Here is a 26,258-nt window from a genome sequence, read left to right on the forward strand (position 1 = left end):
GCGCCTCCAGTGTTGTGCGGGGCACCCGCACCCGGTCGGCCCCCCGCGATCGAGGATTACGCAAGGATGGATCACGGGCGCCTCCAGTGTTCTGCGGGGCACCCGCACCCGGTCGGCCCCCCGCGATCGAGGGCTACGCAAGGATGGATCACGGGCGCCTCCAGTTGCGGCCTGTGCGCTCCAGCATCCGGTCCGCCGACGGCGGACCCCAGCTGCCGGGCGCGTACGGCTCGGGACTGCCCTGTTCGGCCCAGTGCTGCAGGATCGGGTCGAGGATCTTCCAGGACAGCTCGACCTCTTCGTTCACGGGGAACAGCGACGGCTCGCCCAGCAGGACGTCGAGGATCAGCCGCTCGTAGGCCTCCGGCGAGCTCTCGGTGAACGAATGGCCGTAGCCGAAGTCCATCGTGACGTCCCGGACCTCCATGGTCGTGCCCGGAACCTTCGACCCGAACCGCATCGTCACGCCCTCGTCCGGCTGCACCCGGATGACGAGGGCGTTCTCGCCGAGCTCCTCGGTCGCGGTGGAGTCGAACGGCAGGTGCGGTGCCCGCTTGAAGACCACGGCGATCTCCGTCACCCGCCTGCCCAGCCGCTTACCGGTGCGCAGGTAGAACGGCACGCCCGCCCACCGGCGGTTCTGCACCTCGAGCGTCACCGCCGCGTAGGTCTCGGTCGTCGACTCCTTACGGAACCCCGCCTCCTGGGACAGCCCGGGAACCTTCTTGCCGCCCTGCCAGCCGCCGGAGTACTGTCCGGCCGCCGTCGTCTCGTCGAACGGGCCGACCGGCTTCGTCGCGCCCAGCACCTTGACCTTCTCGGCCCGCAGCGCGCCCGGCTCGAACGAGACCGGCTCCTCCATCGCCGTCAGTGCGAGCAGTTGCAGCAGGTGGTTCTGGATCACGTCACGGGCCGCGCCGATGCCGTCGTAGTACGCGGCCCGGCCGCCGAGGCCGATGTCCTCGGCCATCGTGATCTGCACGTGGTCGACGTAGTGAGCGTTCCACAGCGGTTCGAACAACTGGTTCGCGAACCGCAGCGCCATGATGTTCTGCACCGTCTCCTTGCCGAGATAGTGGTCGATGCGGAACACCGACTCCTCGGGGAAGACGTGGTTCACCACGGCGTTGAGCTCCTGGGCACTGGCGAGGTCGTGACCGAACGGTTTCTCGATCACCACGCGGCGCCACGTGTCGGCGTCGCAGTCGGCGAGCCCGCTGCGGGAGAGCTGCTTGGTCACGATGGGGAACGCCCACGGCGGTATCGACAGGTAGAACGCCGTGTTGCCGCCCGTGCCGCGTTCGGCGTCCAGGTCGTGCACGGTCTGGGCCAGCCGGTCGAACGCGTCGTCGTCGTCGAACGTGCCCTGTACGAACCGGATGCCTTCCGCGAGCCGGTTCCAGACCGACTCGCGGAACGGCGTCCGGGCGTACTCGGCGACGGCGTCGTGGACCACCTCGCCGAAGTCCTGGTTCTCCCACTCGCGGCGGGCGAATCCGATGAGTGAGAAGCCCGGGGGCAGCAGCCCGCGGTGGGCCAGGTCGTAGATCGCCGGCATCAGCTTCTTGCGGGACAAGTCGCCCGTGACGCCGAAAATCACCAGGCTGGACGGCCCGGCGATGCGGGGGAGCCGTTTGTCCCTGGCGTCGCGGAGCGGATTGGCCCAGCTACTCGTCATCGATCGAGCTCCTGTACGGCACGCACGACTTCAGCGAGGCCCGCGGCCCGATCGGTCAGGTGCAGCCGCAGCACGGGCCTGCCGTGGTCGGCGAGCACCTGAGCGTCGCCGAGCGCCTGCGCCAGCTGGAGCGTGCCCAACGTGTAGGGACGGTCCGGTACCTGCAGGTCCTCCTCCGACGCGCCGGTGATCTGCAGGAACACGCCGTTCTGGTGGCCGCCCTTGTGGTACTGGCCCGTCGAGTGGAGGAACCGTGGACCCCAGCCGAACGTGGTCTGCATGCCGGTGCGCTTGGCGAGTTCCGGGCGCAACAGCGCCGCGGACGCGTCGTCGAGCCGGTCGAGGTAGGCCTGCACGGCGAGGTAGCCACCGTCGGGGACCGTGTCGGTGAACTCCCGCAGGATGTCGGCCAGCGAGCCTTCGGCGCTCGTGCCCGTGGAGGCGTGCACCTCCACCGCGCCCACCACGGCCGCCGGTGCGGACGTGGCGCCCAGCGTGTCCGGGTCGTCGAGCAGTGACCGGGCGGCCTTCTTGGCGGCCTCGACGTCGGGCTGGTCGAACGGGTCGATCCCGAGCAGCCTGCCCGCCACTGCGACGGCCGACTCCCACACCAGGAACTGCGCCCCGAGCGGGCCCTCCGCCGCGATCCGCGAGCCGCCCGTCGACGGGCCGATCGCCACCGGCGTGGCGTCCTTGCCCGCGTCGCCGAAGCCGGGCGCGTCCGGAGCGTCGACGACGACGGGCAGGAGCCCCGTGCCCTGCTTACCCGTGGACTCGGCGATGAGCTGCTCGGCCCAGTCGCCGAACCCGGTGATGCCCGATCCCGTGTCGGCGAGCACGAGCTTCTCGGCACCGTCGTCGTGGGCGGCGCCGAACGCCGCACCGAGTCGCAGTGCCGGATTGTCGCGCGTGTCCGCGGCCACCGCGTCGGCGACGAGCGTCGCCTGGTCGAGCAGTCGCGCGACGTCCGCGCCTGCCAGGCCCGCAGGCACGAGGCCGAACGCCGTCAGCGCCGAGTACCGGCCGCCCACGTGCGGGTCGGCGAGGAACACCTTCCGGCACTGTTCCAGCTCGGCCAGCGGTGAACCCGGATCGGTGACGACGACGATGCGCCGCGCGGGGTCGATGCCCTCCTCCTCGAAGGCGGCCACGAACACCCGACGGTGGCTGTCGGTCTCGACGGTCGTGCCCGACTTCGACGACACCACCAGCACGGTCCGGTCCAGGTCGCCCGCGAGCGCGTCCGCGACCTGGGCGGGATCGGTGGTGTCGAGGACCGTGAGCGCCACGCCCTCGGTGGCGGTGATGACCTCCGGCGCGAGCGACGACCCGCCCATGCCGGCGAGCACCACACGGTCCACGCCTTCCGAGCGCAGCTCGTTGCGGAGGGCCTCGATCTCACCGATGAGCGGGCGCGACGTGCGGTGCAGCGTCGTCCACGACAGGCGGGTCGAGGCCTCGGCCTCGGCGGCCGGGCCCCACAGCGTGGAGTCCTGGGCGGCGAGCCTGCCCGCCACTCCGTCACTCACCAGCGCGTTGAGCCGCGGCGCTGCGGCGGCTTCGAGTGCGGGATCCAGATTGATCCCGATCTGTTGAGCGCTCATGTCCGCGCCTCAGCCCTTCGCCTTCTGGAGCTGGCCGGACACGGTCTCGAGCAACTCGGACCACGACTTGTCGAATTTGTCCACGCCGTCGTTCTCGAGCGTGACGAACACGTCGGTGATGTCGATGCCCGCAGCGGAGAGCTTGTCGAACACCGCCTGCGCCTGCTCGGCCGTGCCGGACACCGTGTCGCCCGTGACGTTCGCGTGGTCGGCCGCGGCCTCCAGCGTGGATTCCGGCATCGTGTTGACAGTGCCGGAGACGACGAGCCCGTCGACGTAGCGCGTGTCGGAGTAGTCCGGGCTCTTCACGCCGGTCGAGGCCCACAGCGGGCGCTGCGGGTTGGCGCCCTCGGCCTCGAGGGCCCGCCAGCGATCGGAGGCCAGCAGCTCCTCGTAGGCGGCGTAGGCGAGCCGCGCGTTGGCGATGGCGGCCTCACCGCGCAGGCCCAGGGCCTCGTCGGTGCCGATCGCCTCGAGGCGCTTGTCGATCTCGCTGTCGACACGGGACACGAAGAACGAGGCGACCGAGTGGATCGACGACAGGTCGTGACCGTTGGCCTTGGCCTGCTCGAGACCGGCGAAGTAGGCGTCGATCACGGCGCGGTACCGCTCGACCGAGAAGATCAACGTGACGTTGACGCTGATGCCCTGGGCGAGCGTCTTCGTGATCGCGGGCAGGCCCTCCTCGGTGGCGGGGATCTTGACCAGCACGTTCGGCCGGTCCACCGCCTTCCACAGGTCGGCGGCCTCGGCGACGGTCTGGTCGGTGTTGCGCGCCAGGCCGGGGTCGACCTCGATCGACACGCGGCCGTCCACGCCGTCGGTGGCCGTGTACACGTCGCGGAACGCGTCCGCGGCGTTGCGCACGTCGGTGGTGGTCAGCTCGCGCACCGCCGCGTGCACGTCGGCGCCACGGTCCGCGAGCTCGCGGACCTGCTCGTCGTAGGCCTCGCCGTCGGACAGTGCGCCCGCGAAGATCGTCGGGTTCGTGGTGACGCCCACGACGTGCTTGTCGCGGATCAGCTCGGCGAGGTTTCCGGAGGTGATCCGTTCGCGGGACAGGTCGTCGAGCCAGATCGACACGCCGGCCTGGGACAGAGCCGCAAGGTTGGTGCTCATCGAAGAATTCCCCAATCCGGTCAGGAGTTCTTGTCCAGCGCGCGGCGGGCCGCGGCGACCACGGCCTCCGCGGTGAAACCGAACTCACGGAACAGTGTCTTGTAGTCGGCGGAGGCGCCGAAGTGCTCGATCGAGACGACCTCGCCGCCGTCGCCGACGAACCGGTGCCACGGCTGGGCGATGCCCGCCTCGACGGCGACCCGCGCCTTCACGGTCGGCGGGATCACGGCGTCGCGGTAGGCCTGGTCCTGCCGGTCGAACCACTCGACACACGGCATCGACACGACGCTCGCCGCGACGCCGTCGGCCTCGAGGGTCGCCCTGGCCTCGACGGCCAGCTGTACCTCGGAACCGGTCGCGATGAACACGACCTCCGGGTTGCCGTTGGAGGCCTCTGCCAACACGTAACCGCCCTTGGCGACTCCGTCGGCGTTCGTGCCTTCGAGCACCGGGACGTTCTGCCGGGTGAGGGCCAGGCCCGTCGGGTGGTGGATGTCCTCGAGCGCGGCCTTCCACGCGGCGGCCGTCTCGTTGGCGTCGGCAGGCCGTGCCACGCTCAGGCCCGGGATCGCGCGGAGCGCGGACAGGTGCTCGATCGGCTGGTGGGTCGGCCCGTCCTCGCCGAGACCGATCGAATCGTGCGTCCACACGTAGGTGACGGGCGCCTTCATCAGCGCGGCCAAACGCACGGCAGGGCGCATGTAGTCGCTGAAGATGAGGAACGTCGCGCCGTACGGGCGGGTGCCGCCGTGCAGGGCGATGCCGTTGAGGATCGAGCCCATCGCGTGTTCGCGCACGCCGAAGTGCAGGTTCCGGCCGTACGGGTTCATCGTGAACATGTCCGTCGACGCGGACTCCGGGCCGAACGAGTCGGAGTCGTTGATGATCGTGTTGTTGCTCTCGGCCAGGTCGGCCGAGCCGCCCCACAGTTCCGGCAGGACGTCGGCGACCGCGTTGAGGACCTGGCCGGACGCCTTGCGCGTGGCCACGCCCTTCTCGTCGGGCTCCCACGTCGGCAGCTTTTCGGCCCAGCCCTCCGGCAGCGACCGGGTACGCAGCCGGTCGGCGAGCTGCTTGCGCTCCGGGTTCTTCGCGGCCCAGACGTCGAAGCGCTCCTGCCACTGCGCGTGCTCGGTCTTGCCGCGCTCCTGGGCCCGGCGCGTGTGGGCCAGGACCTCGTCCTCGATCACGAAGCTGCGCTCCGGGTCGAAGTCGAGTGCCTTCTTCACGGCGGCGACCTCGTCGGCGCCGAGCGCGGCGCCGTGGGCCTTGCCGGTGTCCATCTTCGTCGGCGCCGGGTAGCCGATCACGGTGCGCAGCAGGATGAACGACGGCTTGTCCGTCTCGGCCTTCGCCGCGGCGATCGCGTCCTCGAACGCCACGACGTCCTCGCCGCCCTCGAGGACCTGCACGTGCCAGCCGTAGGCCTCGTAGCGCTTGGCGGTGTCCTCGGACAGCGCGACGTTCGTGTCGTCCTCGATGGAGATCTTGTTGTCGTCGTAGATCACCACCAGGTTGCCGAGCTCCTGCCTGCCGGCGATCGAGGAGGCTTCGGACGTGACGCCCTCCTCGATGTCACCGTCGGAGGCGATCACGTAGACGTGGTGGTCGAACGGGCTCTCGCCCGCCGGGCTCTCCGGGTCGAGCAGGCCGCGCTCGCGGCGGGCGGCCATGGCCATGCCCACGGCGTTCGCCAGGCCCTGGCCGAGCGGACCGGTCGTCGTCTCGACGCCCGGGGTGTGCCGGTACTCCGGGTGGCCCGGGGTCCTCGACTCCCACTTCCGCAGCTGCTCGAGGTCGGCCATCTCGAGGCCGTAGCCCGCGAGGAACAGCTGGATGTACAGCGTGAGGCTCGAGTGGCCCGCCGACAGCACGAACCGGTCACGCGCGGGCCACTCCGGATCGGCCGGGTCGTGCCGCATGATGCGCTGGAACAGCGAGTAGGCCGCCGGTGCCAGGCTCATCGCCGTGCCGGGGTGGCCGCTGCCGCAATGCTCGACCGCGTCGGCGGCGAGAACGCGGACGGTGTCCACGGCGCGGGTGTCGACATCGGCCCAGTCGGCCGGGTAGTTCCGGCGCAGCAAGGGGTTGTTCTCCGCGGTCGAGGCGTTTTCCGACACTAGAACTCGGCTCCTGATCGTCTTTGGTTGAAGCTGTTTCGACGCACGTCGTGTGCCGACAGTCGCGGTGCTTCCACACCGGCGGCTTTCGCACACCCGCACGTTGTGGTCCGGCGCACACCGCTGGTGCTGCTGTGTGCACGGTGCCGTCCGGACCGTGGTGCTGCCCGGCCGGGTCGCGGCCCGCGCGTCGGCGGTCCGCGTTCCTGTTGTTCCCACGTACACCGTTCCCACGCGCCACCGCGCGCCGGGTCCGGTGCCGGACGGGTACGTGCTGCGACCGCGTGGACATCGTCACTGTGATCTTAATCGATCAGGCGCCGCATGCCCATGGTGCTCGCCGGGTGGATGTCGGCCCCGTCGCCGACGCGATCAGCCTAGTCCGCACGCAGTGGCGCCGCCCTCGGGCGCGCCGGTGTGACACGACCGGTGTCCCGGCCTCGCCGGGGGAGTCGCGGATGTGACGTGCGCTGCGCCCCGGGGTGCCGTCCGCCGGGACCGGCCGGGCCTCTACTACCCTTTGTCACGGAAACGGCCGACCCGCGCCGTGCGGTGTTCGCGCCGTCACGGTCCGACCCGAATCTGACGCAGGGAGCGACATGTCGTTGGTGCACGCTGCGCATCCGCCGCATGGGCGCAGTGGTCACACCAGCGCCGGCAACAGCAACGTCGACGGTGCCGACCCGGCCGGAGGCGCCGCCGGCGCCGACGGTGGGCCGTCCGGCGGCGGGCGTGGCGTGCGCGGTGCGATCGCGGCGTACGCCGCGCTGGCCAAGCCGCGCGTGATCGAGCTGCTGCTCGTCACCACCATCCCCGCGATGTTCCTGGCGGGCCGGGAGATCCCGAACCCGTGGCTGCTGCTCGCGACGCTCGTCGGCGGCACGATGGCGGCAGGCAGTGCCAACGCGCTCAACTGCGTGGTCGACGCCGACATCGACAAGGTCATGAACCGCACGAAGAAGCGGCCGCTCGTGCGGGACACCGTGCCGCGGACCAACGCGCTGATCTTCGGGCTCGCCCTCGGTGTCGCATCGTTCGCGCTGCTCTACGGCACGGTCAACCTGCTGGCGGGATTGCTCGCGATCGCGACGATCCTGTTCTACATCTTCGTCTACACGCTCGGGCTCAAGCGGCGGACTCCGCAGAACGTCGTCTGGGGCGGCGCCGCGGGCTGCATGCCGGTCGTGATCGGCTGGGCCGCGGTGACCGGCACCGTCGAATGGCCCGCGTTCGTCATGTTCGGCGTCATCTTCTTCTGGACGCCCCCGCACACGTGGGCGCTCGGGATGAAGTACCGCGAGGACTACGAGCGCGCCGGGGTGCCGATGCTGCCCGTCGTCGCGAGCCCGCTCCACGTCGCCAAGCAGATCGTCATCTACTCGTGGGTAATGGTCGGCTGGACGCTGCTGCTCGTGCCCGCCACGAGCTGGCTGTACACGGCCTTCGCCGGGCTGGCGGGCGCGTGGTTCCTCTTCTACGCCCACAGTCTGTACGCGGCCGTCAAGCGCGGCCGTGAGACGAAGCCGATGGCGCTGTTCCACCGGTCCAACACGTACCTGATGATCGTGTTCGTCGCGCTCGCCGTCGACGCGGCGATCGGCATGCCGGTGCTCGGCCTGCCGTTCTGACTCCCCTTCCGCCGTGAGGGATCGGGGCGGGTGGGTTACTCACCGCGCCTCCCGGGAATTCATGCGCGGCCGCGGTCGTTGAACCTCGGCCGAACCCTCCCCACGTCCGAAAGGCGCCGCCCTTGTCCGTGTCCGCCGACGATCGGGCCCCCGAAACCGGTAAGACCACCGCGATCGCCGAGGAACAGGAGTACGTCACCGGCCTGTACGCCGCGTTGGACGCCGAGCGCGAACTCGTCGCCCGCAGGCTCGAGGACAGCCTCCGTGCCGTCGACGACGGCGAACCGCAGGCGCAGGCCGAACGCGAGGCCGCGACGGCCACCTACAGCGACCGCATGACACAGCTGAAGTCGGTCGAACAGGGCCTGTGCTTCGGCCGGCTCGACTTCACCGACGAGCGGCTCTCCCGTGGAGACGTCGAATCGCCGCTGTACATCGGCAGGCTGGGGCTGTTCGACGAGTCCGACGACTACCGCCCGTTGTTGATCGACTGGCGTGCTCCGGTGGCGCGCCCGTTCTACCTGGCCACCGCGGCGTCGCCGGACGGCGTGCGCAGGCGCAGGCACCTGCGCACCCTGACCCGGCGTGTCGTGGATGTGGACGACGAGGTGCTCGACCTCGGCGCCGAGGCCGGCAGTGACCACCTCGGCCTGGCGGGCGAGGCGGCGCTGCTGTCGGCTCTGGAGCGCCGCCGCACGGGCGAGATGAGCGACATCGTCGCGACCATCCAGGCCGAGCAGGACCGCATCATCCGCGCCGACATGGGCGGGGTGCTCGTCGTCCAGGGCGGCCCCGGCACCGGCAAGACCGCCGTCGCTCTGCACCGCGCCGCCTACCTGCTCTACACCTACCGCAGGCAGCTCACCACCCGCGGCGTGCTGGTCGTCGGGCCGAACAGCACGTTCCTGCGCTACATCGGGCAGGTGTTGCCGTCGCTGGGCGAGACGGGCGTGCTGCTGGCCACGGTCGGTGAGCTCTTCCCCGGGCTCGAGGCCGTCGGCACCGACACCCCGGAGGTCGCGGAGGTGAAGGGCCGTATCGACATGGCGGACGTGCTCGCGCAGGCCGTGCGGGATCGGCAGACCGTGCCCGACGACGTGATGCGCATCGACGCCGAGGACAACGACGTGCTCACGTTGGACCGGCGCACGGCCGAACGGGCACGGGAGAAGGCGCGGGCCACCCTGAAGCCGCACAACGTGGCACGCCGCGTGTTCGTCGACACCGTGCTGGACGCGCTCGCCGAGCAGGCCGTGTCCCGGCTCGAGTCGAGCGTGCTCGACGACGTCCCCGAGATCCCGCTGACCGAGGACGAGGCCGACGACGGCGTGCTGCTGGACGAGCGCGACTACGCCACGATCCGGCAGGAGCTGACCGAGGACCGCGCGGTACGGACTGCGCTGCACACGCTGTGGCCGAAGCTGACGCCGCAGGAACTGCTGGCCGACCTGCTGACCGACGCCGATCGGCTGGCGTCGGCCGCCGACGGGGCGCTGCCCGCCGCCGACCGGGACACGCTGCTGCGCAGGCCCGGCTCGTGGTGGACCCCCGCCGACGTGCCGCTGCTCGACGAGCTGGCCGAGCTGTTGGGCGAGGACGACACCGAGGCCCGGCAGCGCCGTGAGCGCAGGGAACGCGAGGAACGCGCCTACGCCGAGGGCGTGCTGCACGTGCTCGAACAGGACGACGAGATCCTCGACGAGGACCAGATCCGGGTGCGGGACGTCCTCGACGCCGAAATGATCGCCGAGCGGCAGGAGGCCCGCAGCAACCTGACCGCGGCCCAGCGGGCCGCGCGGGACCGGACGTGGACGTTCGGGCACGTCATCGTCGACGAGGCGCAGGAACTGTCGGCGATGGACTGGCGCACGTTGATGCGGCGTTGCCCGAGCCGGTCGATGACGCTGGTCGGCGACGTGTCGCAGACCGGCTCCCGCGGCGGCACCTCATCGTGGGACGAGGTGCTCTCGCCGTACGTGGGCGACCGCTGGCGGTTGCGCGAGCTGACCGTGAACTACCGGACGCCCACCGAGGTGATGGACGTCGCCGCGGGAGTACTCGCGGCGATCGATCCGCAGCTGCGGGCACCGCAGTCCGTTCGCGACACCGGGGTGCGGCCGTGGCAGTGCTGTGCCGACCGCAGCGACGTGGCCACGACGCTGAAGTCCGTTGTGGACGGCGAGCTGGCCGAAGTGGACGGCGGCACGGTCGCCGTCGTCGTGCCCGAGACGCTGGCGGATGTGACGTTCGACTCGGCGGCGATCGACACCGAGCGCGTGTCGGTGCTGACCGTGGGCCGGGCGAAGGGACTGGAGTTCGACTCGGTCGTCGTCGTGGCACCCGACGAGATCATCGCCGAGTCGCCGCGCGGTCTGAACGACCTGTACGTTGCGCTCACACGTGCCACGCAACGGCTCGGGATCGTGCACACCGGGCCGGTGCCCACCGCGCTCGAGAGCGCGGTGTCAGGTGCGCAAACCGCCCGGTGACGGGGCGGCTAGGGTAGGCGCATGCGCAAAGCTGGCAAGATCCTGATCGCGGCGGCCGCCGCCATGGCGCTCGCGGCGTGTTCGCCGTCCCTGCAGGAACCGACCGACCAGCCGGCGGGCGAGCAGAACACGCACACGCCTGCACCCGTGTCGGTCTCCGAGAGTGCCGCGTCCGAGAGTGCGGGTTCCGAGGGGGCCGGGTCCCACGCCGCCGGCGGCGGGCACACCGGCGGCGGCGACGCCGCCACGTGTGCGGCCGCCGACATCACGGTCGACACCGCAGCGGCCGAGCCGCGGGTCGAGATCCCGCGCGACTGCGCCGCCCCGGCCCAGGTCGTCTCCCGGGACCTCACCTCCGGGTCCGGTCCGGCCGCCACGCCGCAGTCGACGGTGCAGCTGGACTACACCGTGTTCGGCTGGTCCGACGGCAGTGTCGCCGACAGCGGCACCGCGTCGATCGACCTTTCCGATCCCGCGGGTGAGATCGAGGGGTGGCCGCAGGGCCTCGAAGGCGTCCGGCAGGGCGGCGAGCGCGTCGTCGTGCTGCCGCCGGACCTGGGTTACTCCGAGCAGAGCGGCAACCCGCTCGCCGGCGATAACCTCGTCGTGGTCGCCGAGGTCACCGGCATCTCCTGACACGCCCGTCCCCACGCCGCAGCGCCGCCCCCAGCAGCTCGGAAAGGAGCCGCTGGGGGCGGTCGCACGTCCGCGGACCGTCCGCGCCGGTCAGGGGACCAGCAGCACCTTGCCGGTGGTGCGGCGGCCCTCGAGGTCCTCGTGAGCGGTGCGCGCGTCGGCCAACGGATACCGCGCGCCGACACGCACATCGAGGGTGCCCGCCGCCACGGCCGAGAACAGTTCCCCGGTGCGCCAGATGAGCTCGTCACGGCTGGTGACGTAGTCGGCGGCCGTGGGACGCGTGAGGTACAGCGAGCCGCCGGAGTTGAGCACCTGCGGATCGATCGGCGGTACCGGGCCGCTGGAGGCGCCGAACAGCACGAGCATGCCGCGCCTGCGCAGGCACCGCAGGCTCGCCTCGTACGTGCTCGCCCCGACACCGTCGTACACCACATTGACGCCCTCGCCGCCGGTCAGCTCGTCGACCGCCTCGGCGAAATCCCGATCCGTGTAGCGGATCACCTCGTCGGCGCCCGCGCGGCGCGCGAGCGTCTCCTTCTCTGCCGTCGACACGGTGCCGAGCACGCGGGCTCCCTTCGCCGTGGCGAGCTGGGTCAGCAGCAGCCCCACTCCGCCCGCGGCCGCGTGCACCAGGATCGTGTCGCCCTCGGCCACGGGATACGTCGAGTTGACGAGGTAGTGCGCCGTGACGCCCTGCAGCATCACGGCCGCCGCCGTCTCCGCGGGCACCGCGTCGGGCACGGGCACGGCCACGTCGGCGGGGACGACGGCCCGCTGGGCGTACGCACCGGGGTGGCCCTGCCACGCCACCTTGTCGCCGGGCGCGAGGCCGGTGACCCCCGACCCGACCTCGGCGATCGTGCCGGCGCCTTCGAGGCCAGGGGTGTAGGGCAGGGTCATCGAGTAGACGCCCGCGCGCTGATACGTGTCGATGTAGTTGACCCCGGCGGCGGCGACGTCGATGAGCACCTCACCGGGTCCGGGCGAGGGCACCTCGACGTCCGCGGGCGTGAGGACCTCCGGACCTCCGGTGTGTTCGATCCGGATGGCTGTGGGCATGCGGCTTCCTCCTCGGTGAGGTTCGTCGGACGTGACGGCTCCGACCTTAGAGCCCGCCCCATGATCGTGACGTGCAGCGCGTCCCGGCCCGTGGCGCGGAGTCGACCCCTACACTGTCGCCGTGGCTGAGACCGAGAGCACCGAGAAGACCCCGGCCGAGCCGACGAAGGCACAGCTGTCCGCCGCCCGCGCGTTCGTCGCGGAGCACGGCACGCCGACCCGCGCCGTCGTGGAGCGGATCGGGAGCATGGGTGCCCGCGTGGTGCTGGTGGGCGCCGACGGCGCCATGGGCGACGTGGTCGTACCGAGCCCTGAGACCGGCGCCGCGCTCGTCGAGGCGATCGACGACGTCGAGGCCGCCGAGTGGGACGCGGACACTGTGAACGCCACGGCGATCGGCGCCGAGCACCGGCGCAGGATGGCCGGTCCGCGCGCCCGCGCGTGAGCCCGGCCGAGCGTACGGCGCTGCTGGTCGGCTGTGCCGGCGTACCGCAGGGTGACGGCGACGAGCACGCCGTTCCGGCCGCGCTCGCCGACGTCGGCGTCGGCACGCGGTGGGCCGTCTGGGACGACCCTGCCGAGGACTTCGCGGCCGCCGACCTCGTAATCCTGCGGTCGACATGGGACTACACCGAGCGGCGTGAGGAGTTCCTCGGGTGGTGCGCGTCGGTGCCGGGCCTGGCGAACCGGGCGCACGTGGTGCGGTGGAACACCGACAAGGCCTACCTGCTCGACCTCGCCGCGGCCGGGGTCGACGTCGTGCCGACCCAACTCGCCGCGCCGGGGGAGAAGCCGGAGTGGCCCGGCCGCGATGTCGTCGTGAAGCCGTCCGTGGGCGCGGGGTCGCGCGGCGCGGCGCGGTTCACGCCGTCCGGACGGGACGCAGCGGCCCGGCACCTGGACGCGCTGCACGACGACGGCTATACGGCCGTCGTCCAGCCGTACCAGCCCGCGGTCGACAGCGAGGGCGAGACGGCGCTGGTGTTCTTCGGCGGCCAGTACTCGCACGCCTTCACCAAGGGACCCATGCTCAGCGGCGGCGACCTGGACGAATCGGGGCTGTTCGTCACCGAGAAACTGGGCACCGCCACGCCGGACGGCCCGTGGCGCGCGCTCGCGGAGGATGCGCTCGATGCCGCGGCCGCCCGACTCGGTCTGCACCGCAGTGAGCTGCTCTACGCACGCGTCGACCTGGTGCGGACCGAGGCGGGCGAGCCCGCGGTCCTGGAGTTCGAGGTGAGTGAGCCGAGTCTGGGCTTCCGGCAGGCCGACGCCGACGCGCCCGTACGGTTCGCGTCGGCCGTGCGGGCCGCGCTCACCCGACCGCGCTGACGCGATCGCGCCGCGCCGACGTCACCGGGATCGCTCGGGATGGCCGGTGGTACGGGGATGACCGAGCGTGTGGGCGCCATGGCGGGCGCCCACACCGGCCCGTGTCAGGCGGCGACCCGTTTCGCGGCGAGCCGTTCGGGCTTGGGCCAGCGGACACCCCGGACCCAGCCGAGCTTCTCGAAGACCCAGATCAGCCGCGCGGAGATGTCGAGCTGGCCGCGCAGCACGCCGTGGCGGGCGCACGTCGGATCGGCGTGGTGGGAGTTGTGCCAGGACTCGCCCATGGACAGGATCGCCAGTGGCCAGAAGTTGGACGCCTTGTCGCGGCTGGTGAACGGGCGCTCGCCGACCATGTGGCACACCGAGTTGACCGACCAGGTCACGTGGTGCGAGAAGGCGATGCGCACGAGGCCCGCCCAGAAGAACGCGGTCACCGCGCCCCACCACGACCAGGTCACCAGTCCGCCGATGAGCGCGGGCAGGCCGAGGCTGGCCACGATCCACACTGCGAAGAAGCGGTTGACGATCTTCAGGTCGGCGTCGGCGAGCAGGTCCGGGGCGAAGCGTTGGTAGTTGGTGACGTCGCGTTTGAACATCCAGCCCATGTGGGCGTGCCAGAACCCGCGCAGCAGGGCACCGGGAGAGGTGCCGAACAGCCACGGCGAGTGCGGGTCGCCCTCCCGGTCGGCGAACGCGTGGTGCCTGCGGTGGCTGGCGACCCAAAAGATGACCGATCCCTGAACGGCCATGCTGCCGGCGATGGCGAGTGCGATGCGGAGCGGGCGGCCCGTCTTGAACGCACCGTGGGTGAAGTAGCGGTGGTAGCCGACGGTCACGCCGAGCGTCCCCACCGTGTAGAAGGCGGCGGCGAGTCCGAGGTCGAGCCAGCTGAGTCCCCAGCCCCAGGCGAAGGGGATCGCGACGATCAGGGCGGCGAACGGGACGAGCAGGAACGTCTTCAGCACCAGCATCTGGCCGGTGCTGCGGGCTTCACCGAGGAGGGGCTTCGGTCCGGACGCGCCGGATGCGGTTTCCGGTGCCTGTTCGGCGGTGCTCATGGGGAGGTGCGACCTCGTCTCGATGCGGTGGCAGGGGGAGTGGGGCGGTCTCGGGCCCGCGCCGAGGCGGGGCGCTCGGGCCGCCTCGCAGGCGGCGCCGGTCGGAGAATACCGGCAGGCGCCCGCGTCGTGGGTGGTTCCACGGTGACAGGTGACGAAACGTACGCCTCGTCGGTGTCGGCGCGCGCGTGAACGGCACGGCGCCGTGGGGTTGCCCCGTGAGCAGGCGGGCCGTGGGCCTCGACGTGGGCGCGGCGGTAGCTCAGGGGGAGGTCGTCCCCGCGGTGGGAGGGGCCGCCCCCTCGGCGGTGGTGTCGCGCGGGTGGGTGTCCGCGGCATGGTCACCTGCGGGGTGGTGGCTCACGGCCGGGCCGCGGTCACGGGTGGCGCACCACAGTGCGGAGACGGCGACGATGACGGCGGCGGAGCCGAGGACGTGGAAGGACACGAGTTCCTCCGGCACTCCGAGCTGGTACTGCACGCTGCCGAGTACGCCCTGGGCGAGCGACACCACCCAGACAACGGCGTAGCGCCGCCGCAACGCCGCCGACGGCGGCGTCTCCGCTCGCCTGCGCCATACGGCACCGCCGAGGGCGGCGAGGATCGCAAGGAACACGACGAGCAGTCCGCCGTGGATGAACGAGAGCGTCTCGATGGGCACGTCGAACCGCGGGGTGTCCGGGTCGCCGCCGTGCGGGCCCGCACCGGTGACGGTGGTGCCCGCAGCCAGCACTGCGGCGAGGGCGACGACGAGTGCCTGCAGCAGGGGCCGGTGCCGTGCGGGCAGCACCGGGCGCGGCTGGTCGTCTCCTTCGTCGAGGGCGTAGAGGAGCTGGGTGGCGAGCCAGACCAGGACGGCGGAGGCGAGGAAGTGGATCGCGACCGTCCACCACAGCAGGCCCGTGACCACGGTGACGCCGCCGATCACGGCCTGGGCGACGACCCCGCCGGGCATGGTCCACGCCAGCTTGACGAGCCGGGTGCGGCCGGGGTGGTCGAGCTTGATGCGCCAGGCCACGAGTACGCAGAGGGCGGCGACGACGCCGACGATGCCGGTGAGCAGGCGGTTCCCGAATTCGATCCACTGGTTGAACATCTCGTACTCGGGATGCTCGACCGGGAACATGCTTCCGGGGAAGCACTGCGGCCACGTGGGGCAGCCGAGTCCGGAGCCGGTCACCCGCACGACGGAGCCGGTGACGCCGATGCCGCCCTGGGTGATGATCGCGGCGATCGCGATGGTGCGTTGCACCGCGCGTGACGGGTACGGCAGACGGCCGACGAGCGAGGACAACCGCTCCACGAATGCGCTCACACTACAGATTGTAGGGGTGGCGCGGGAGCGCCTCGGTGTGGGCGGTGGTGGGAGAGGGGCCGGCCGTAGGGGTGGCGCGGGAGCGCCTCGGTGTGGGCGGTGGTGCACCGTGGTCAGGTGAGCTTGGTCGTTCTCGTGGCGATCGCGGCGGCGACGGCGGTCCACACGGCGAGTACCGCGCAGGCGCCCGCGGAGAACGTGCCGTCGACGAGCGCGGCGTGCAGGCCCTCGGCGAGCGCGCCGGACGGCAGCAGCGCGACGACCGTCGCGTAGGCGTCGGGCAGGGCGGACGGCACCATGAGGATGCCGCCCGCAAGGAGCAGGACGAACCACACGATGTTGGCGAGTGCCAGTACCGCCTCGGCTTTCAGCGCGCCGCCGAGCAGCACGCCGAGTGCACCGAAACACAGTGTGCCGAGCGCCAGCAGCACCACGCCGAAGGCGATGCCCGCCGCCGACGGCGACCAGCCGAGCAGCGCGGCGACGCCGCCGAGCACGAGCACCTGCAGCGCGACGACGACGAGCGCGGCGACCAGCCTGCCCGCGACGAGCAGCCACCGCGGCAGCGCCGTGGCGGAGAGGCGTTTCAGTACTCCGTAGCGCCGGTCGAACCCGAGCGCGATCGCCTGACCGGTGAACGCCGACGACAGCACGGCCAGCGCGAGGATGCGTGGGGTGATCCAGTCGACCCGTTCCATGCCGGCGAACTCGCCTGCGGGCAGCACATCGAGCAGGCTGAGCCCGAGCAGCAGTGCGAGCGGGATGAGCAGGGTGAGCAGGATCTGCTCGCCGTGCCGGAGCGTCAGGGCGGTCTCGACGCGCGCGTGAGTGGCGAGCATGCGTCCCCGGCGGCCGCGGCCGGGTGCGGGCGTGAAGGTTCCGGGGACGAAGCGGGCCGTGGTCATGTGCGCAGCTCCCGTCCGGTGAGTTCGAGGAAGACCTCTTCGAGGTCGCGTCTGCCGACGTGCAGCTCCTCGGCGAGCACGCCCTGCTGGGCGCACCACGACGTCACGGTGGACACGACCTGCGGGTCGACGTGGCCGATGACGCGGTACGAGCCGGGGGTGGATTCGCGGACGACGTATCCCTCGGGCAGGGCCGCGGCGAGCAGGCGGGTGTCGAGGCCGGGCCGGGCGCGGAAGCGCAGCTGGGCGTCCTCGGCGTGCTCGGCGGTGAGCGCGCTGGGCGATCCCTGGGCGACGACGGCGCCGTCGTCGACGATCACCACGTCGTCGGCCAGTGACTCGGCCTCCTCCATGAGGTGGGTCGTCAGCAGCACACTCACCCCGTCGGTGCGGAGCGCGCCGAGCAGTTCCCACACGAGTCGTCTGGCCTGTGGGTCCATGCCTGCGGTCGGCTCGTCGAGGAACACCAGCTCCGGTCTGCCGATGAGGGCGCACGCGAGGGACAGGCGCTGCTGCTGGCCGCCGGAGAGACGCTTGAACGGGGTCCGCCGGGTGCTTCCGAGGCCGAGCACGTCGAGCAGCCAGGCAGGGTCGAGCGGGTCGGCCGCGCAGGCCGCGACCAGCCGGAGCATCTCCTCGGCGCGGACGCCGGGATAGGCACCTCCGCCCTGGGGCATGACTCCGACCCGTGGGCGCAGGGCGGCGCCGTCCCGTGCCGGATCGAGGCCGAGCACACGCACGGTGCCCGCGTCGGGGGCGCGGAAACCTTCGCAGATCTCGACCGTGGTCGTCTTGCCCGCACCGTTGGGGCCGAGGAGGGCGAGGATCTCGCCTCTCGGCATCTTCAGATCCAGCCCGTCGACGGCGGTGACCGATCCGAAGCGCTTCACCAGACCGGTGATCTCGACGGCCGCAGCATTCACGAACGTCAAGGGTACGGCGTGCGGGCCGCGCGCTCGCGTCGCCCTCGTGCGGGCGGCGCGGTCAGGGCCTGCTCGGCGGCACGTCCTCGCGCGTCGCCGCGCCGCTCGCCTCGGGGGCGGACTCGGTGGGCCGGTACGTGCCGCCGCCGGTGCCGGTGGCATCGGAACGTTCGGCCCGCCGACGGCGGCCCCGGCGGGCCGGTCCCGGCGGGCGGAGCAGGTCGTCGGGGTCGGTGCGGGCGAACAGCACCGCGGGCGCGCGCCACCAGAGCAGGGCCAGCGCCCCGAGCACCACGAGCCCGCCCGCGAAGTACGCCTGCGGCAGGGTGTAGAGCCGGCCGTCGAACGGGCTGCCGTTCGGCGGGATCAGTACGGCCAGTACGACGCTCATGCCGGTGGCGAGTACACGGAAGCGTGACGTACCCGCCGAGGCGGCGAGCGGGATGATCGCCCACAGCAGCCACCACGGTTGCATCGCGACGTGCAGCAGCATGAACGCGCCGACGGAGACGCCGAGGCCGATCATCGGCCGGTACCGCCAGTGGAGGCTGTCCCACAGGAATTTGACGGTGATCGCCCCGGCGGCGAGGTAGCTCAGGATGGCGAGCACGGAGATGATGCCCGCCGTGTGGTTGCCGAGCCCGAGCGTGACTCCCAGTACGCCGCCGAGCTGGCCGATCTCGGCCGTGGGGGCGATCCAGTTCCAGAGCTTCGTCGGCGTGCTCAGGCCGTTGACCCAGCCGTAGTCGAGGCCGACACCGTAGGTCACCGCCGTCATCACCACGGCGCAGATCACGAGCATGCCGGCGGCGGCCCTGAGCAGGTCCTTGACGCTGCCGTACCAGCGGCGGGCGATCATCACGCCGAAGAAGCCGAGCGCGACGATCGCGTGCAGCTTGATCGTCGCGGCGACGGTGATGATCGCGGCGCCTGCGACGATGAACGCGATCTCCCCTTTCGCCCGCGGCGGTGGGGAGTCGCCGCGCACCCGGTAGGGCAGTCGCCGGAGGCCGACCTCGAGGCCGAGCAGCATGAGCCCGATGCCGAGGGCGTCGTTGTGGGCGCCGCCGACGATGTGGAACAGCACGAGCGGGTTGGCCACGCCGAGCCACAGCGCGGTGCTCGGCGGGACGCCGAAGCGATCGGCGAGCCGGGGCAGCACCCACACGATCACGCCGAGGCCGACGAGTGTGAGCAGGCGGAACAGGAGGATGCCGCCGGAGACGTGTTCGCCCGTGATTCCGGTGATCCAACTGCCGATGCGCAGGAACAGCGGGCCGTACGGGGCGGGCGTGTCACGCCAGATGTTGGCGACGCCGACCACCAGTGGATCGCCGTTGCCGAGGGCCTCCGGGCCGACCTCGTACGGGTCCATGCCGCGGGTGAGGACCTCGCTCTGGCCGAGGTAGACGTACGGGTCGCGGGTGAAGATCGGCGGGATGACCACGAGCGGGGCGATCCACAGCAGCAGGGTGCGGTGCAGCTCCCGCCTGCCGACGATGCGTTTGCGGCTGGGCCTGGCGAACCGGCCGAGCAGCAGCCATCCCGCGATCAGCATGATCATGCCGATGAACGCCAGCGCCAGCGACACCGTGGGGATACGCGCGAAGAGCCGCAGGACCGGCAGCGTGTTCACGGGGTTGAGCACCGGTGCGGCGCCGGCTCCGAGCGAGCCGAAGGCCAGCATCAACGAGCCGAAGGTGCCGAAGGTCTGCACGAGGCGGACCGACCGCCGCTCGTCGGCCGTCAGGGGTTCGCGGTCGCCGGGATGGGCGGGCGAGCGCGTGGGTACCCAGACGGTGGCGGCCGCCAGGGACGAGCGCGGCGAGCCGGCGCCGCCGGTCTCCCGGGGCTGCGCCGGGCCGTCCTGGTCGTCCTGTTGTCGCCTGCGTCCCCTGCCGAAGGTCACGGGACCCCTCCCTGATGCCACGCCGAGAGACTAGCGGTGAGCAGCATGTCTGCCCGGGGTGGTGGTCGGACGCCGGCCGAGGGGCCCGCGTGGCCGTGCGCCCGCCGTGCGCCCGCCGTGCGCCCCCAAGGCGCCCATGGAGGGGTTCGACGCGACGGATCCTCCCCTCGCGCCGACGGGTACGACTCCGGGTGTGGGTAGGCGCGCGGCCCGTTTCGGTGAATCCGATCACTGCCGGGGAGGCGCCTTTGCCTGCCGCGCGGAAATAAGACACAATAATGTTGTGAAAAACGACGGCACCACCGAACCGCAGGGCGGCACCACGCCGCCGGCGGCGACGGGTTCCGTCACGGCACCGGTGCCGCCCCCGGGATCGGACGGTGGTACGCGGGGCGAGGTCGCCCGGGTCCTGCTCGAGCAGGGCCCGATGACCGCGGCCGCGGTGGCCGAACAGCTCGGTCTCAGCCCGACGGCGGTGCGCCGGCATCTCGACGCGCTGCTGGCGGACTCCGAGGCCGAGACCAGGGAGGCATCGCGGCGTGGCCGGAGGGGGCGTGGCAGGCCCGCGAAGCTGTTCCTGCTCACCGAGCAGGGCAGGGCGCGGTTCGGGCACGCCTACGACGACCTCGCGGTCTCCGCGATCCGGTTCCTCGCCGAGCACGTGGGCGAGGAGGCGGTTCGCGCGTTCGCCGAGCGGCGCGTGGCGGCGCTCGTCGATCCGTACCGGGAGCAGATCTCGAACGAGGGTGCTCCCGCGGACAAGGCGGAGGCCCTGGCCGCCGTCTTGACCAGGGAGGGTTACGCTGCGTCGACCAGGCAGGTCGGCGCGGGCGGTCCGGACACCGGCGGCTCGGCCCCCTCCGGGAGTGATCTCCCGGAAGTGGCGGGTACCGGAGTCTCCGGCACCGGAGCGCAGCTCTGCCAGCACCACTGCCCGGTGGCCCACGTCGCAGCGGAGTTCCCGCAGCTGTGCGAGGCCGAGACCGAGGCGTTCGCCCAGTTGCTCGGCACACACGTGCAGCGACTGGCCACCATCGCGCGCGGCGACGCCGTGTGTACGACGCACGTGCCCGGCCCGGCGCCGGGTCACGAAGCACGAACTCCGAATGGAGGGACGACCGCATGACTGCCGCTGCCGAGCAGCGCAATCCCACCACCACGCCGTTGAGCCAGGAAGAGACCATCGAGTCTCTCGGCAACTACGCGTTCGGCTGGTCGGACCCGGACACGGCGGGCGCGAGCGCTCGGCGTGGCGTCGACGAGGATGTCGTGTCGGACATCTCGGAGAAGAAGTCCGAGCCGGAGTGGATGCGCGACGCACGCTTGAAGGCCCTGAAGCTCTTCGAGCGCAAGCCGATGCCCAACTGGGGCGCGGACCTGTCGGGGATCGACTTCGACAACATCAAGTACTTCGTGCGTTCGACCGAGAAGCAGGCCACCAGCTGGGAGGACCTGCCGACGGACATCAAGAACACGTACGACAAGCTCGGCATCCCCGAGGCGGAGAAGCAGCGCCTCGTCGCCGGTGTCGCCGCGCAGTACGAGTCCGAGGTCGTCTACCACCAGATCCGTGAGGACCTGGAGGCCCAGGGCGTGCTGTTCCTGGACACCGACACGGCGCTGCGCGACTACCCGGAGCTGTTCAAGGAGCACTTCGGCTCGGTCATCCCGGCCGGTGACAACAAGTTCTCCGCGCTGAACACGGCCGTGTGGTCCGGTGGCTCGTTCATCTACGTGCCGAAGGGTGTGCACGTCGACATCCCGCTGCAGGCCTACTTCCGGATCAACACGGAGAACATGGGCCAGTTCGAGCGGACGCTGATCATCGTCGACGAGGATGCCTACGTGCACTACGTCGAGGGCTGCACGGCGCCGATCTACCAGTCCGACTCGCTGCATTCCGCGGTCGTGGAAATCGTCGTGAAGAAGGGCGGCCGTTGCCGCTACACGACGATCCAGAACTGGTCGAACAACGTCTACAACCTGGTGACCAAGCGGGCCAAGGCCGAAGAGGGCGCCACCATGGAATGGGTCGACGGCAACATCGGCTCCAAGGTGACGATGAAGTACCCGTCGGTCTTCCTCATGGGCGAGCACGCCAAGGGCGAGGTCCTGTCGGTCGCGTTCGCGGGCGAGGGTCAGCACCAGGACGCGGGCGCCAAGATGGAGCACCTCGCGCCGCACACGTCCTCGACGATCGTGTCGAAGTCGGTGGCGCGCGGCGGTGGCCGCACCTCGTACCGGGGCCTGGTGAAGGTCGCCAAGCGGGCGCACCACTCGCGCTCCAGCGTGGTGTGTGACGCCCTGCTGGTGGACACGGTCTCCCGGTCGGACACCTACCCGTACGTGGACATCCGCAACGACGACGTGTCCATGGGCCACGAGGCCACCGTGTCCAAGGTGAGCGAGGACCAGCTGTTCTACCTCATGTCGCGCGGTCTCACCGAGGAAGAGGCCATGGCGATGGTGGTGCGCGGGTTCGTCGAGCCCATCGCGCGGGAGCTGCCGATGGAGTACGCGCTCGAGCTCAACCGCCTGATCGAACTGCAGATGGAAGGAAGCGTCGGCTGACATGACGGTTGCTGACAACACCGCAGCCGCGAACGTCGCGGAGGCCGCCGAGGTGACGATCCCGGCGGCCTCCCGCGCGGAGCGTTTCGCCTCGTTCGACGTCGAGGCGTTCGAGGTTCCCGGCGGCCGGGAGGAGAACTGGCGCTTCACGCCGATGAAGCGCCTGCGCGGGCTGCACGACGGTTCGGCTCCGGCCACCGGCGAGGCCGAGCTGGAGCTCGAACCCGCGCCGGAGGTGCGGGTCGAGACCGTGGGCCGCGACGACGACCGCCTCGGCCAGGCCGGCGTGCCGAGCGACCGGATCTCCGCCCAGGCCTACTCCTCGTTCGAGAAGGCGACGCTGGTGACGGTTCCCGCCGAGACGAAGGCCTCGGCGCGCACGCTGGTGCGGCTGAACGGTCCCGGTGAGGGCAAGACCGCCTACGGTCACGTGCAGATCCGCGCCGAGCAGTTCGGCGAGGCGACGATCGTGCTGGACCACGTCGGTTCCGGCACCTACGCCGACAACGTCGAGTTCGTCCTCGGCGACGGCGCACAGGTGACCGTCGTGTCGGTGCAGGACTGGGCCGACGACGCGGTGCACGTCTCCGAGCAGCACCTGAAGCTGGGCCGGGACTCCCGGCTCAAGCACATCGTCGTCACGCTCGGTGGCGACCTGGTGCGCGTCAGCCCGACGGCCACGTTCGCGGGCCCCGGCGGCGACGTGGAGATGCTGGGTCTGCACTTCGCCGACTCCGGCCAGCATCAGGAGCACCGGCTGTTCGTGGACCACGCCGTGCCGAACTGCAAGTCCAACGTCCTCTACAAGGGCGCGCTGCAGGGCGACGCCGCGCACTCCGTGTGGATCGGCGACGTGCTCATCCGCGCGGCGGCCGAGGCGACCGAGACCTTCGAGCTCAACCGCAACCTCGTGCTGACCGAGGGCGCTCGTGCCGACTCGGTGCCGAACCTCGAGATCGAGACCGGCGAGATCTCCGGCGCCGGGCACGCGAGTGCGACGGGCCGGTTCGACGACGAGCAGCTGTTCTACCTGCAGGCGCGCGGTCTGCCGGAGGACGAGGCCCGCAGGCTCGTCGTGCGCGGCTTCTTCCACGAGATCCTCATGAAGATCGAGGTCCCCGAGGTGCGCGAACGGCTCGAGGCGGCCATCGAGGCCGAACTCGAAGCCATCGGCGTGTAACGCGGCCGGACCATCACAGACGACTTTCGAACGCCGAAGAGAAACGAAGAAGGCATGGCCACACTGGAAATCAAGGATCTGCACGCCGACGTCGTGACCGACGAGGGCAACAAGCCGATCCTCAACGGCGTCAACCTGACGATCCGGTCGGGCGAGACCCACGCGATCATGGGCCCGAACGGCTCCGGCAAGTCGACGCTGTCGTACGCGATCGCCGGTCACCCCAAGTACGAAGTGACCTCGGGCGAGGTGCTGCTGGACGGCGAGAACGTCCTCGAGATGAGCGTGGACGAGCGCGCCCGCGCCGGCCTGTTCCTCGCGATGCAGTACCCGGTCGAGGTGCCGGGGGTGTCGATGTCGAACTTCCTCCGCTCGGCCGCCACCGCGGTGCGCGGTGAGGCCCCGAAGCTGCGGCACTGGGTCAAGGAGGTCAAGGACGAGATGGGCCAGCTGGACATCTCCTCCGAGTTCGCCGAGCGCAGCGTGAACGAGGGCTTCTCCGGCGGTGAGAAGAAGCGCCACGAGATCCTGCAGATGGCGCTGCTGAAGCCGAAGTTCGCCATCCTCGACGAGACCGACTCGGGCCTCGACGTCGACGCGCTGCGCACGGTGTCCGAGGCGGTCAACGACTACAAGGCGAACAACGAGGTCGGCGTCATGCTGATCACGCACTACACGCGGATCCTCAAGCACATCGAGCCCGACTACGTGCACGTGTTCGCCGGCGGCAAGGTCATGCAGTCCGGCGGCAAGGAGCTGGCGGACGAGCTCGAGGCCGACGGTTACGTCAAGTACACGACCGAAGCCGCGGTCTGACACGTCATTCGGGGTCTGCCGGCGGCGGTGCGACCGCCCCGGCAGACCCGGACGAAGGGAGCCGGCGATGACCACCACGGATTCGCTGCCTGTGGACGTCACAGCGCTGCGAGCCGATTTCGCCATCCTGTCGCGCACCGTGCGCGACGGGAAACCGCTGGTGTACCTCGATTCCGGGGCGACGTCCCAGCGCCCCGCGCAGGTGCTCGACGCCGAGCGGCGGTTCGTGGAGACGTCCAACTCCGCGGTTCATCGCGGGGCGCACCAACTGTCCGAGGAAGCGACCGACGCCTACGAGGGCGCCCGCGCGACGATCGCGTCGTTCGTCGGGGTTTCGCCGGGCGAGGTCGTGTTCACGAAGAACGCGACCGAGGGCATCAACCTCGTCGCGTATGCGATGAGCAACGCGGGCACCGCGGGCCCGGAGTCCGAGCGGTTCACCCTCGGGCCCGGTGACGAGGTCGTCGTCACCGAGATGGAGCACCACGCCAACCTGGTGCCGTGGCAGCAGCTGTGCCAACGCACCGGGGCGACGTTGACGTGGTTCCCGGTCACCGACGAGGGCAGGCTCGACCTGTCCGAACTGGACTCGATGATCACGGAACGGACCAGGCTGGTCGCGTTCGCCCACCAGTCCAACGTGCTCGGCACGGTGAATCCGGTCGAGCCGCTGGTACAGCGGGCGCACGAGGTCGGCGCGCTGGTCGTGCTCGACGCGTGCCAGTCCGTCCCGCACGGCGTGTACGGGCAGGGCGCGGTCGACTTCGGCGCCCTGGGTGTCGACTTCGCCGTGTTCTCCGGGCACAAGATGCTCGGCCCGTCGGGCATCGGTGTGCTGTACGGGCGGCGGGAGCTGCTCGAGGCGATGCCGCCGTTCCTGACCGGCGGTTCGATGATCGAACTGGTCCGGATGGAGGGATCGACGTTCGCGCCGCCGCCGCAGCGTTTCGAGGCGGGCGTGCCGATGACCTCACAGGCCGTCGGGCTCGCCGCCGCGGTGGACTACCTGAACGGCGTGGGCATGGACCGCGTCGCCGCCCACGAGCACATGCTCGCCGAGCGGGCGCTCGCCGGTCTGTCCGAGATCCCGGGCGTGCGGATCGTGGGACCGGAGGACACGGTCGATCGCGGCGCGACCGTGGCGTTCGTCGTCGACGGCGTGCACCCGCACGACGTGAGCCAGGTGCTCGACAGTCTGGGTATCGCGGTGCGCGTGGGTCACCACTGCGCGTGGCCGCTGCACCGGGCGTGCGGCGTGCCCGCGACGGTGCGCGCGTCGTTCTACCTGTACAACGAACCGTCCGAAGTGGATGCGCTGGTCGCGGGCGTGCGCGAGGCGCAGCGGTTCTTCGGAGTGGGGGAGTAGAGGCATGCAGCTCGAGAGCATGTACCAGGAGATCATCCTGGATCACTACAAGAACCCGCATGCCCGCGGTCTGCGTGAACCGTTCGACGGCGAGTCGTTCCAGGTCAACCCGACCTGCGGCGACGAGGTGACCTTGCGTGTCAAGGTCACCGAGGACGGCAAGATCGAGGACGTGTCGTACGAGGGCCAGGGCTGTTCCATCAGTCAGGCGTCGACGTCGGTGATGACCGACCTGGTGATCGGCCACAGTGTCGACGAAGCCATGACCACGATGGATGCGTTCACGGAGCTGATGCAGGGACGCGGCCAGGTCGAACCGGACGAGGACGTGCTCGACGACGGCATCGCGTTCGCCGGCGTGGCGAAGTATCCTGCGCGGGTGAAGTGCGCGTTGCTGGGATGGATGGCCTTCAAGGACGCACTGGCCCGCACATCGAACGGCGCGGAGGCCGTGTGAGCGACAATCGCGCTTGCGCAGCACCCGCGCCAAGGGCCGACCGGGTTGGGCCCCCGCTGTGGGAGGCTGTTACGCCACAGCAGGGGAGGG

General features: G+C 71.0%; 21 protein-coding genes. 11 read left to right on the forward strand and 10 right to left on the reverse strand.

The genetic code is table 11. The features are described from left to right. Window positions 1-148: 148 nt before the first annotated feature. Genes zwf through tkt form a run of 4 tightly spaced genes read right to left on the reverse strand, consistent with a single transcriptional unit; the run spans window position 149 to window position 6,521 of the window. The gene (zwf, locus tag FHS23_RS08675; RefSeq protein WP_183651404.1) at window positions 149-1,678 is read right to left on the reverse strand and encodes a glucose-6-phosphate dehydrogenase; all 1,530 of its coding nucleotides are present in this window, start codon (window positions 1,676-1,678) and stop codon (window positions 149-151) included. After that, window positions 1,675-3,282: a glucose-6-phosphate isomerase gene (locus tag FHS23_RS08680; RefSeq protein ID WP_183651407.1), complete on the reverse strand. Its 1,608-nt coding sequence runs from the start codon at window positions 3,280-3,282 to the stop codon at window positions 1,675-1,677. The genes zwf and FHS23_RS08680 overlap by 4 nt, the downstream gene beginning before the upstream one ends. 9 nt (window positions 3,283-3,291) lie before the next feature. Then, entirely contained in the window at window positions 3,292-4,401 is a 1,110-nt protein-coding gene (gene tal, locus FHS23_RS08685; protein WP_183651410.1) for a transaldolase, read from the reverse strand. A 20-nt stretch (window positions 4,402-4,421) separates the two neighbouring features. Beyond that, window positions 4,422-6,521, reverse strand: coding sequence for a transketolase (tkt, locus tag FHS23_RS08690; protein ID WP_183651413.1), 2,100 nt, complete (start codon window positions 6,519-6,521; stop codon window positions 4,422-4,424). A 599-nt stretch (window positions 6,522-7,120) separates the two neighbouring features. Here tkt and FHS23_RS08695 point away from each other — a divergent pair. The 3 genes from FHS23_RS08695 (at window position 7,121) to FHS23_RS08705 (ending at window position 11,274) form a co-directional block, all read left to right on the forward strand. Continuing rightward, on the forward strand, window positions 7,121-8,149 hold the full coding sequence (locus FHS23_RS08695) for a heme o synthase (RefSeq protein ID WP_183651416.1): 1,029 nt from the start codon (window positions 7,121-7,123) through the stop codon (window positions 8,147-8,149). Window positions 8,150-8,271: 122 nt separating this feature from the next. Next, on the forward strand, window positions 8,272-10,638 hold the full coding sequence (locus FHS23_RS08700) for an ATP-binding domain-containing protein (protein WP_183651419.1): 2,367 nt from the start codon (window positions 8,272-8,274) through the stop codon (window positions 10,636-10,638). 21 nt (window positions 10,639-10,659) lie between these two features. Beyond that, window positions 10,660-11,274: an FKBP-type peptidyl-prolyl cis-trans isomerase gene (locus FHS23_RS08705; RefSeq protein ID WP_183651422.1), complete on the forward strand. Its 615-nt coding sequence runs from the start codon at window positions 10,660-10,662 to the stop codon at window positions 11,272-11,274. A gap of 90 nt (window positions 11,275-11,364) precedes the next feature. Here FHS23_RS08705 and FHS23_RS08710 read toward each other — a convergent pair whose 3' ends face one another. Next, window positions 11,365-12,336: a quinone oxidoreductase family protein gene (locus FHS23_RS08710; protein ID WP_183651425.1), complete on the reverse strand. Its 972-nt coding sequence runs from the start codon at window positions 12,334-12,336 to the stop codon at window positions 11,365-11,367. Between the two features lie 121 nt (window positions 12,337-12,457). Between FHS23_RS08710 and FHS23_RS08715 the strand changes: the two genes are divergently transcribed. Both FHS23_RS08715 and FHS23_RS08720 read left to right on the forward strand, forming a co-directional pair. Next, the gene (locus FHS23_RS08715) at window positions 12,458-12,781 is read left to right on the forward strand and encodes a hypothetical protein (protein ID WP_183651428.1); all 324 of its coding nucleotides are present in this window, start codon (window positions 12,458-12,460) and stop codon (window positions 12,779-12,781) included. Then, window positions 12,778-13,668 carry an ATP-grasp domain-containing protein gene (locus tag FHS23_RS08720; protein ID WP_183651431.1) on the forward strand — a complete coding sequence of 297 codons (891 nt, stop codon included), beginning with the start codon at window positions 12,778-12,780 and terminating at the stop codon, window positions 13,666-13,668. Before FHS23_RS08715 ends, FHS23_RS08720 begins: the two co-directional genes overlap by 4 nt. A 104-nt stretch (window positions 13,669-13,772) precedes the next feature. On the opposite strand, the gene FHS23_RS08725 is transcribed toward FHS23_RS08720, so the two are convergent. The 5 genes from FHS23_RS08725 to mptB form a co-directional block, all read right to left on the reverse strand. Then, entirely contained in the window at window positions 13,773-14,726 is a 954-nt protein-coding gene (locus FHS23_RS08725) for an acyl-CoA desaturase (RefSeq protein WP_183651434.1), read from the reverse strand. Window positions 14,727-14,988: 262 nt separating this feature from the next. Then, window positions 14,989-16,041, reverse strand: a complete 1,053-nt coding sequence (locus FHS23_RS08730) for a COX15/CtaA family protein (protein ID WP_343053761.1) — start codon at window positions 16,039-16,041, stop codon at window positions 14,989-14,991. 113 nt (window positions 16,042-16,154) lie between these two features. Then, on the reverse strand, window positions 16,155-16,946 hold the full coding sequence (locus FHS23_RS08735; protein ID WP_183651438.1) for an ABC transporter permease: 792 nt from the start codon (window positions 16,944-16,946) through the stop codon (window positions 16,155-16,157). Further along, the gene (locus FHS23_RS08740) at window positions 16,943-17,869 is read right to left on the reverse strand and encodes an ATP-binding cassette domain-containing protein (protein ID WP_183651441.1); all 927 of its coding nucleotides are present in this window, start codon (window positions 17,867-17,869) and stop codon (window positions 16,943-16,945) included. Before FHS23_RS08740 ends, FHS23_RS08735 begins: the two co-directional genes overlap by 4 nt. A 61-nt stretch (window positions 17,870-17,930) precedes the next feature. After that, window positions 17,931-19,682, reverse strand: a complete 1,752-nt coding sequence (gene mptB, locus FHS23_RS08745) for a polyprenol phosphomannose-dependent alpha 1,6 mannosyltransferase MptB (RefSeq protein ID WP_183653653.1) — start codon at window positions 19,680-19,682, stop codon at window positions 17,931-17,933. Window positions 19,683-20,061: 379 nt separating this feature from the next. On the opposite strand from mptB, the gene FHS23_RS08750 reads away from it, so the two are divergent. The 6 genes from FHS23_RS08750 to sufU all read left to right on the forward strand — a co-directional run bounded on the left by FHS23_RS08750 (window position 20,062) and on the right by sufU (window position 26,168). After that, the gene (locus FHS23_RS08750) at window positions 20,062-20,904 is read left to right on the forward strand and encodes a helix-turn-helix domain-containing protein (protein ID WP_183651444.1); all 843 of its coding nucleotides are present in this window, start codon (window positions 20,062-20,064) and stop codon (window positions 20,902-20,904) included. After that, the gene (gene sufB / locus FHS23_RS08755) at window positions 20,901-22,349 is read left to right on the forward strand and encodes a Fe-S cluster assembly protein SufB (protein ID WP_183651447.1); all 1,449 of its coding nucleotides are present in this window, start codon (window positions 20,901-20,903) and stop codon (window positions 22,347-22,349) included. Before FHS23_RS08750 ends, sufB begins: the two co-directional genes overlap by 4 nt. A 1-nt stretch (window position 22,350) precedes the next feature. Beyond that, window positions 22,351-23,529: a Fe-S cluster assembly protein SufD gene (gene sufD, locus FHS23_RS08760; protein WP_183651450.1), complete on the forward strand. Its 1,179-nt coding sequence runs from the start codon at window positions 22,351-22,353 to the stop codon at window positions 23,527-23,529. Window positions 23,530-23,583: 54 nt separating this feature from the next. Then, window positions 23,584-24,345 (forward strand): Fe-S cluster assembly ATPase SufC, encoded by a 762-nt coding sequence (sufC, locus tag FHS23_RS08765; protein WP_183651453.1) that lies wholly within the window; start codon window positions 23,584-23,586, stop codon window positions 24,343-24,345. A gap of 67 nt (window positions 24,346-24,412) precedes the next feature. Then, window positions 24,413-25,711 (forward strand): cysteine desulfurase, encoded by a 1,299-nt coding sequence (locus FHS23_RS08770; protein ID WP_183651457.1) that lies wholly within the window; start codon window positions 24,413-24,415, stop codon window positions 25,709-25,711. Window positions 25,712-25,715: 4 nt separating this feature from the next. After that, window positions 25,716-26,168: a Fe-S cluster assembly sulfur transfer protein SufU gene (sufU, locus tag FHS23_RS08775; protein ID WP_183651460.1), complete on the forward strand. Its 453-nt coding sequence runs from the start codon at window positions 25,716-25,718 to the stop codon at window positions 26,166-26,168. The last annotated feature ends 90 nt before the right edge of the window (window positions 26,169-26,258 follow it).

Origin of the sequence: Prauserella isguenensis, assembly GCF_014191605.1 — a bacterium.
Taxonomy (GTDB): Bacteria; Actinomycetota; Actinomycetes; order Mycobacteriales; family Pseudonocardiaceae; genus Prauserella; species Prauserella isguenensis.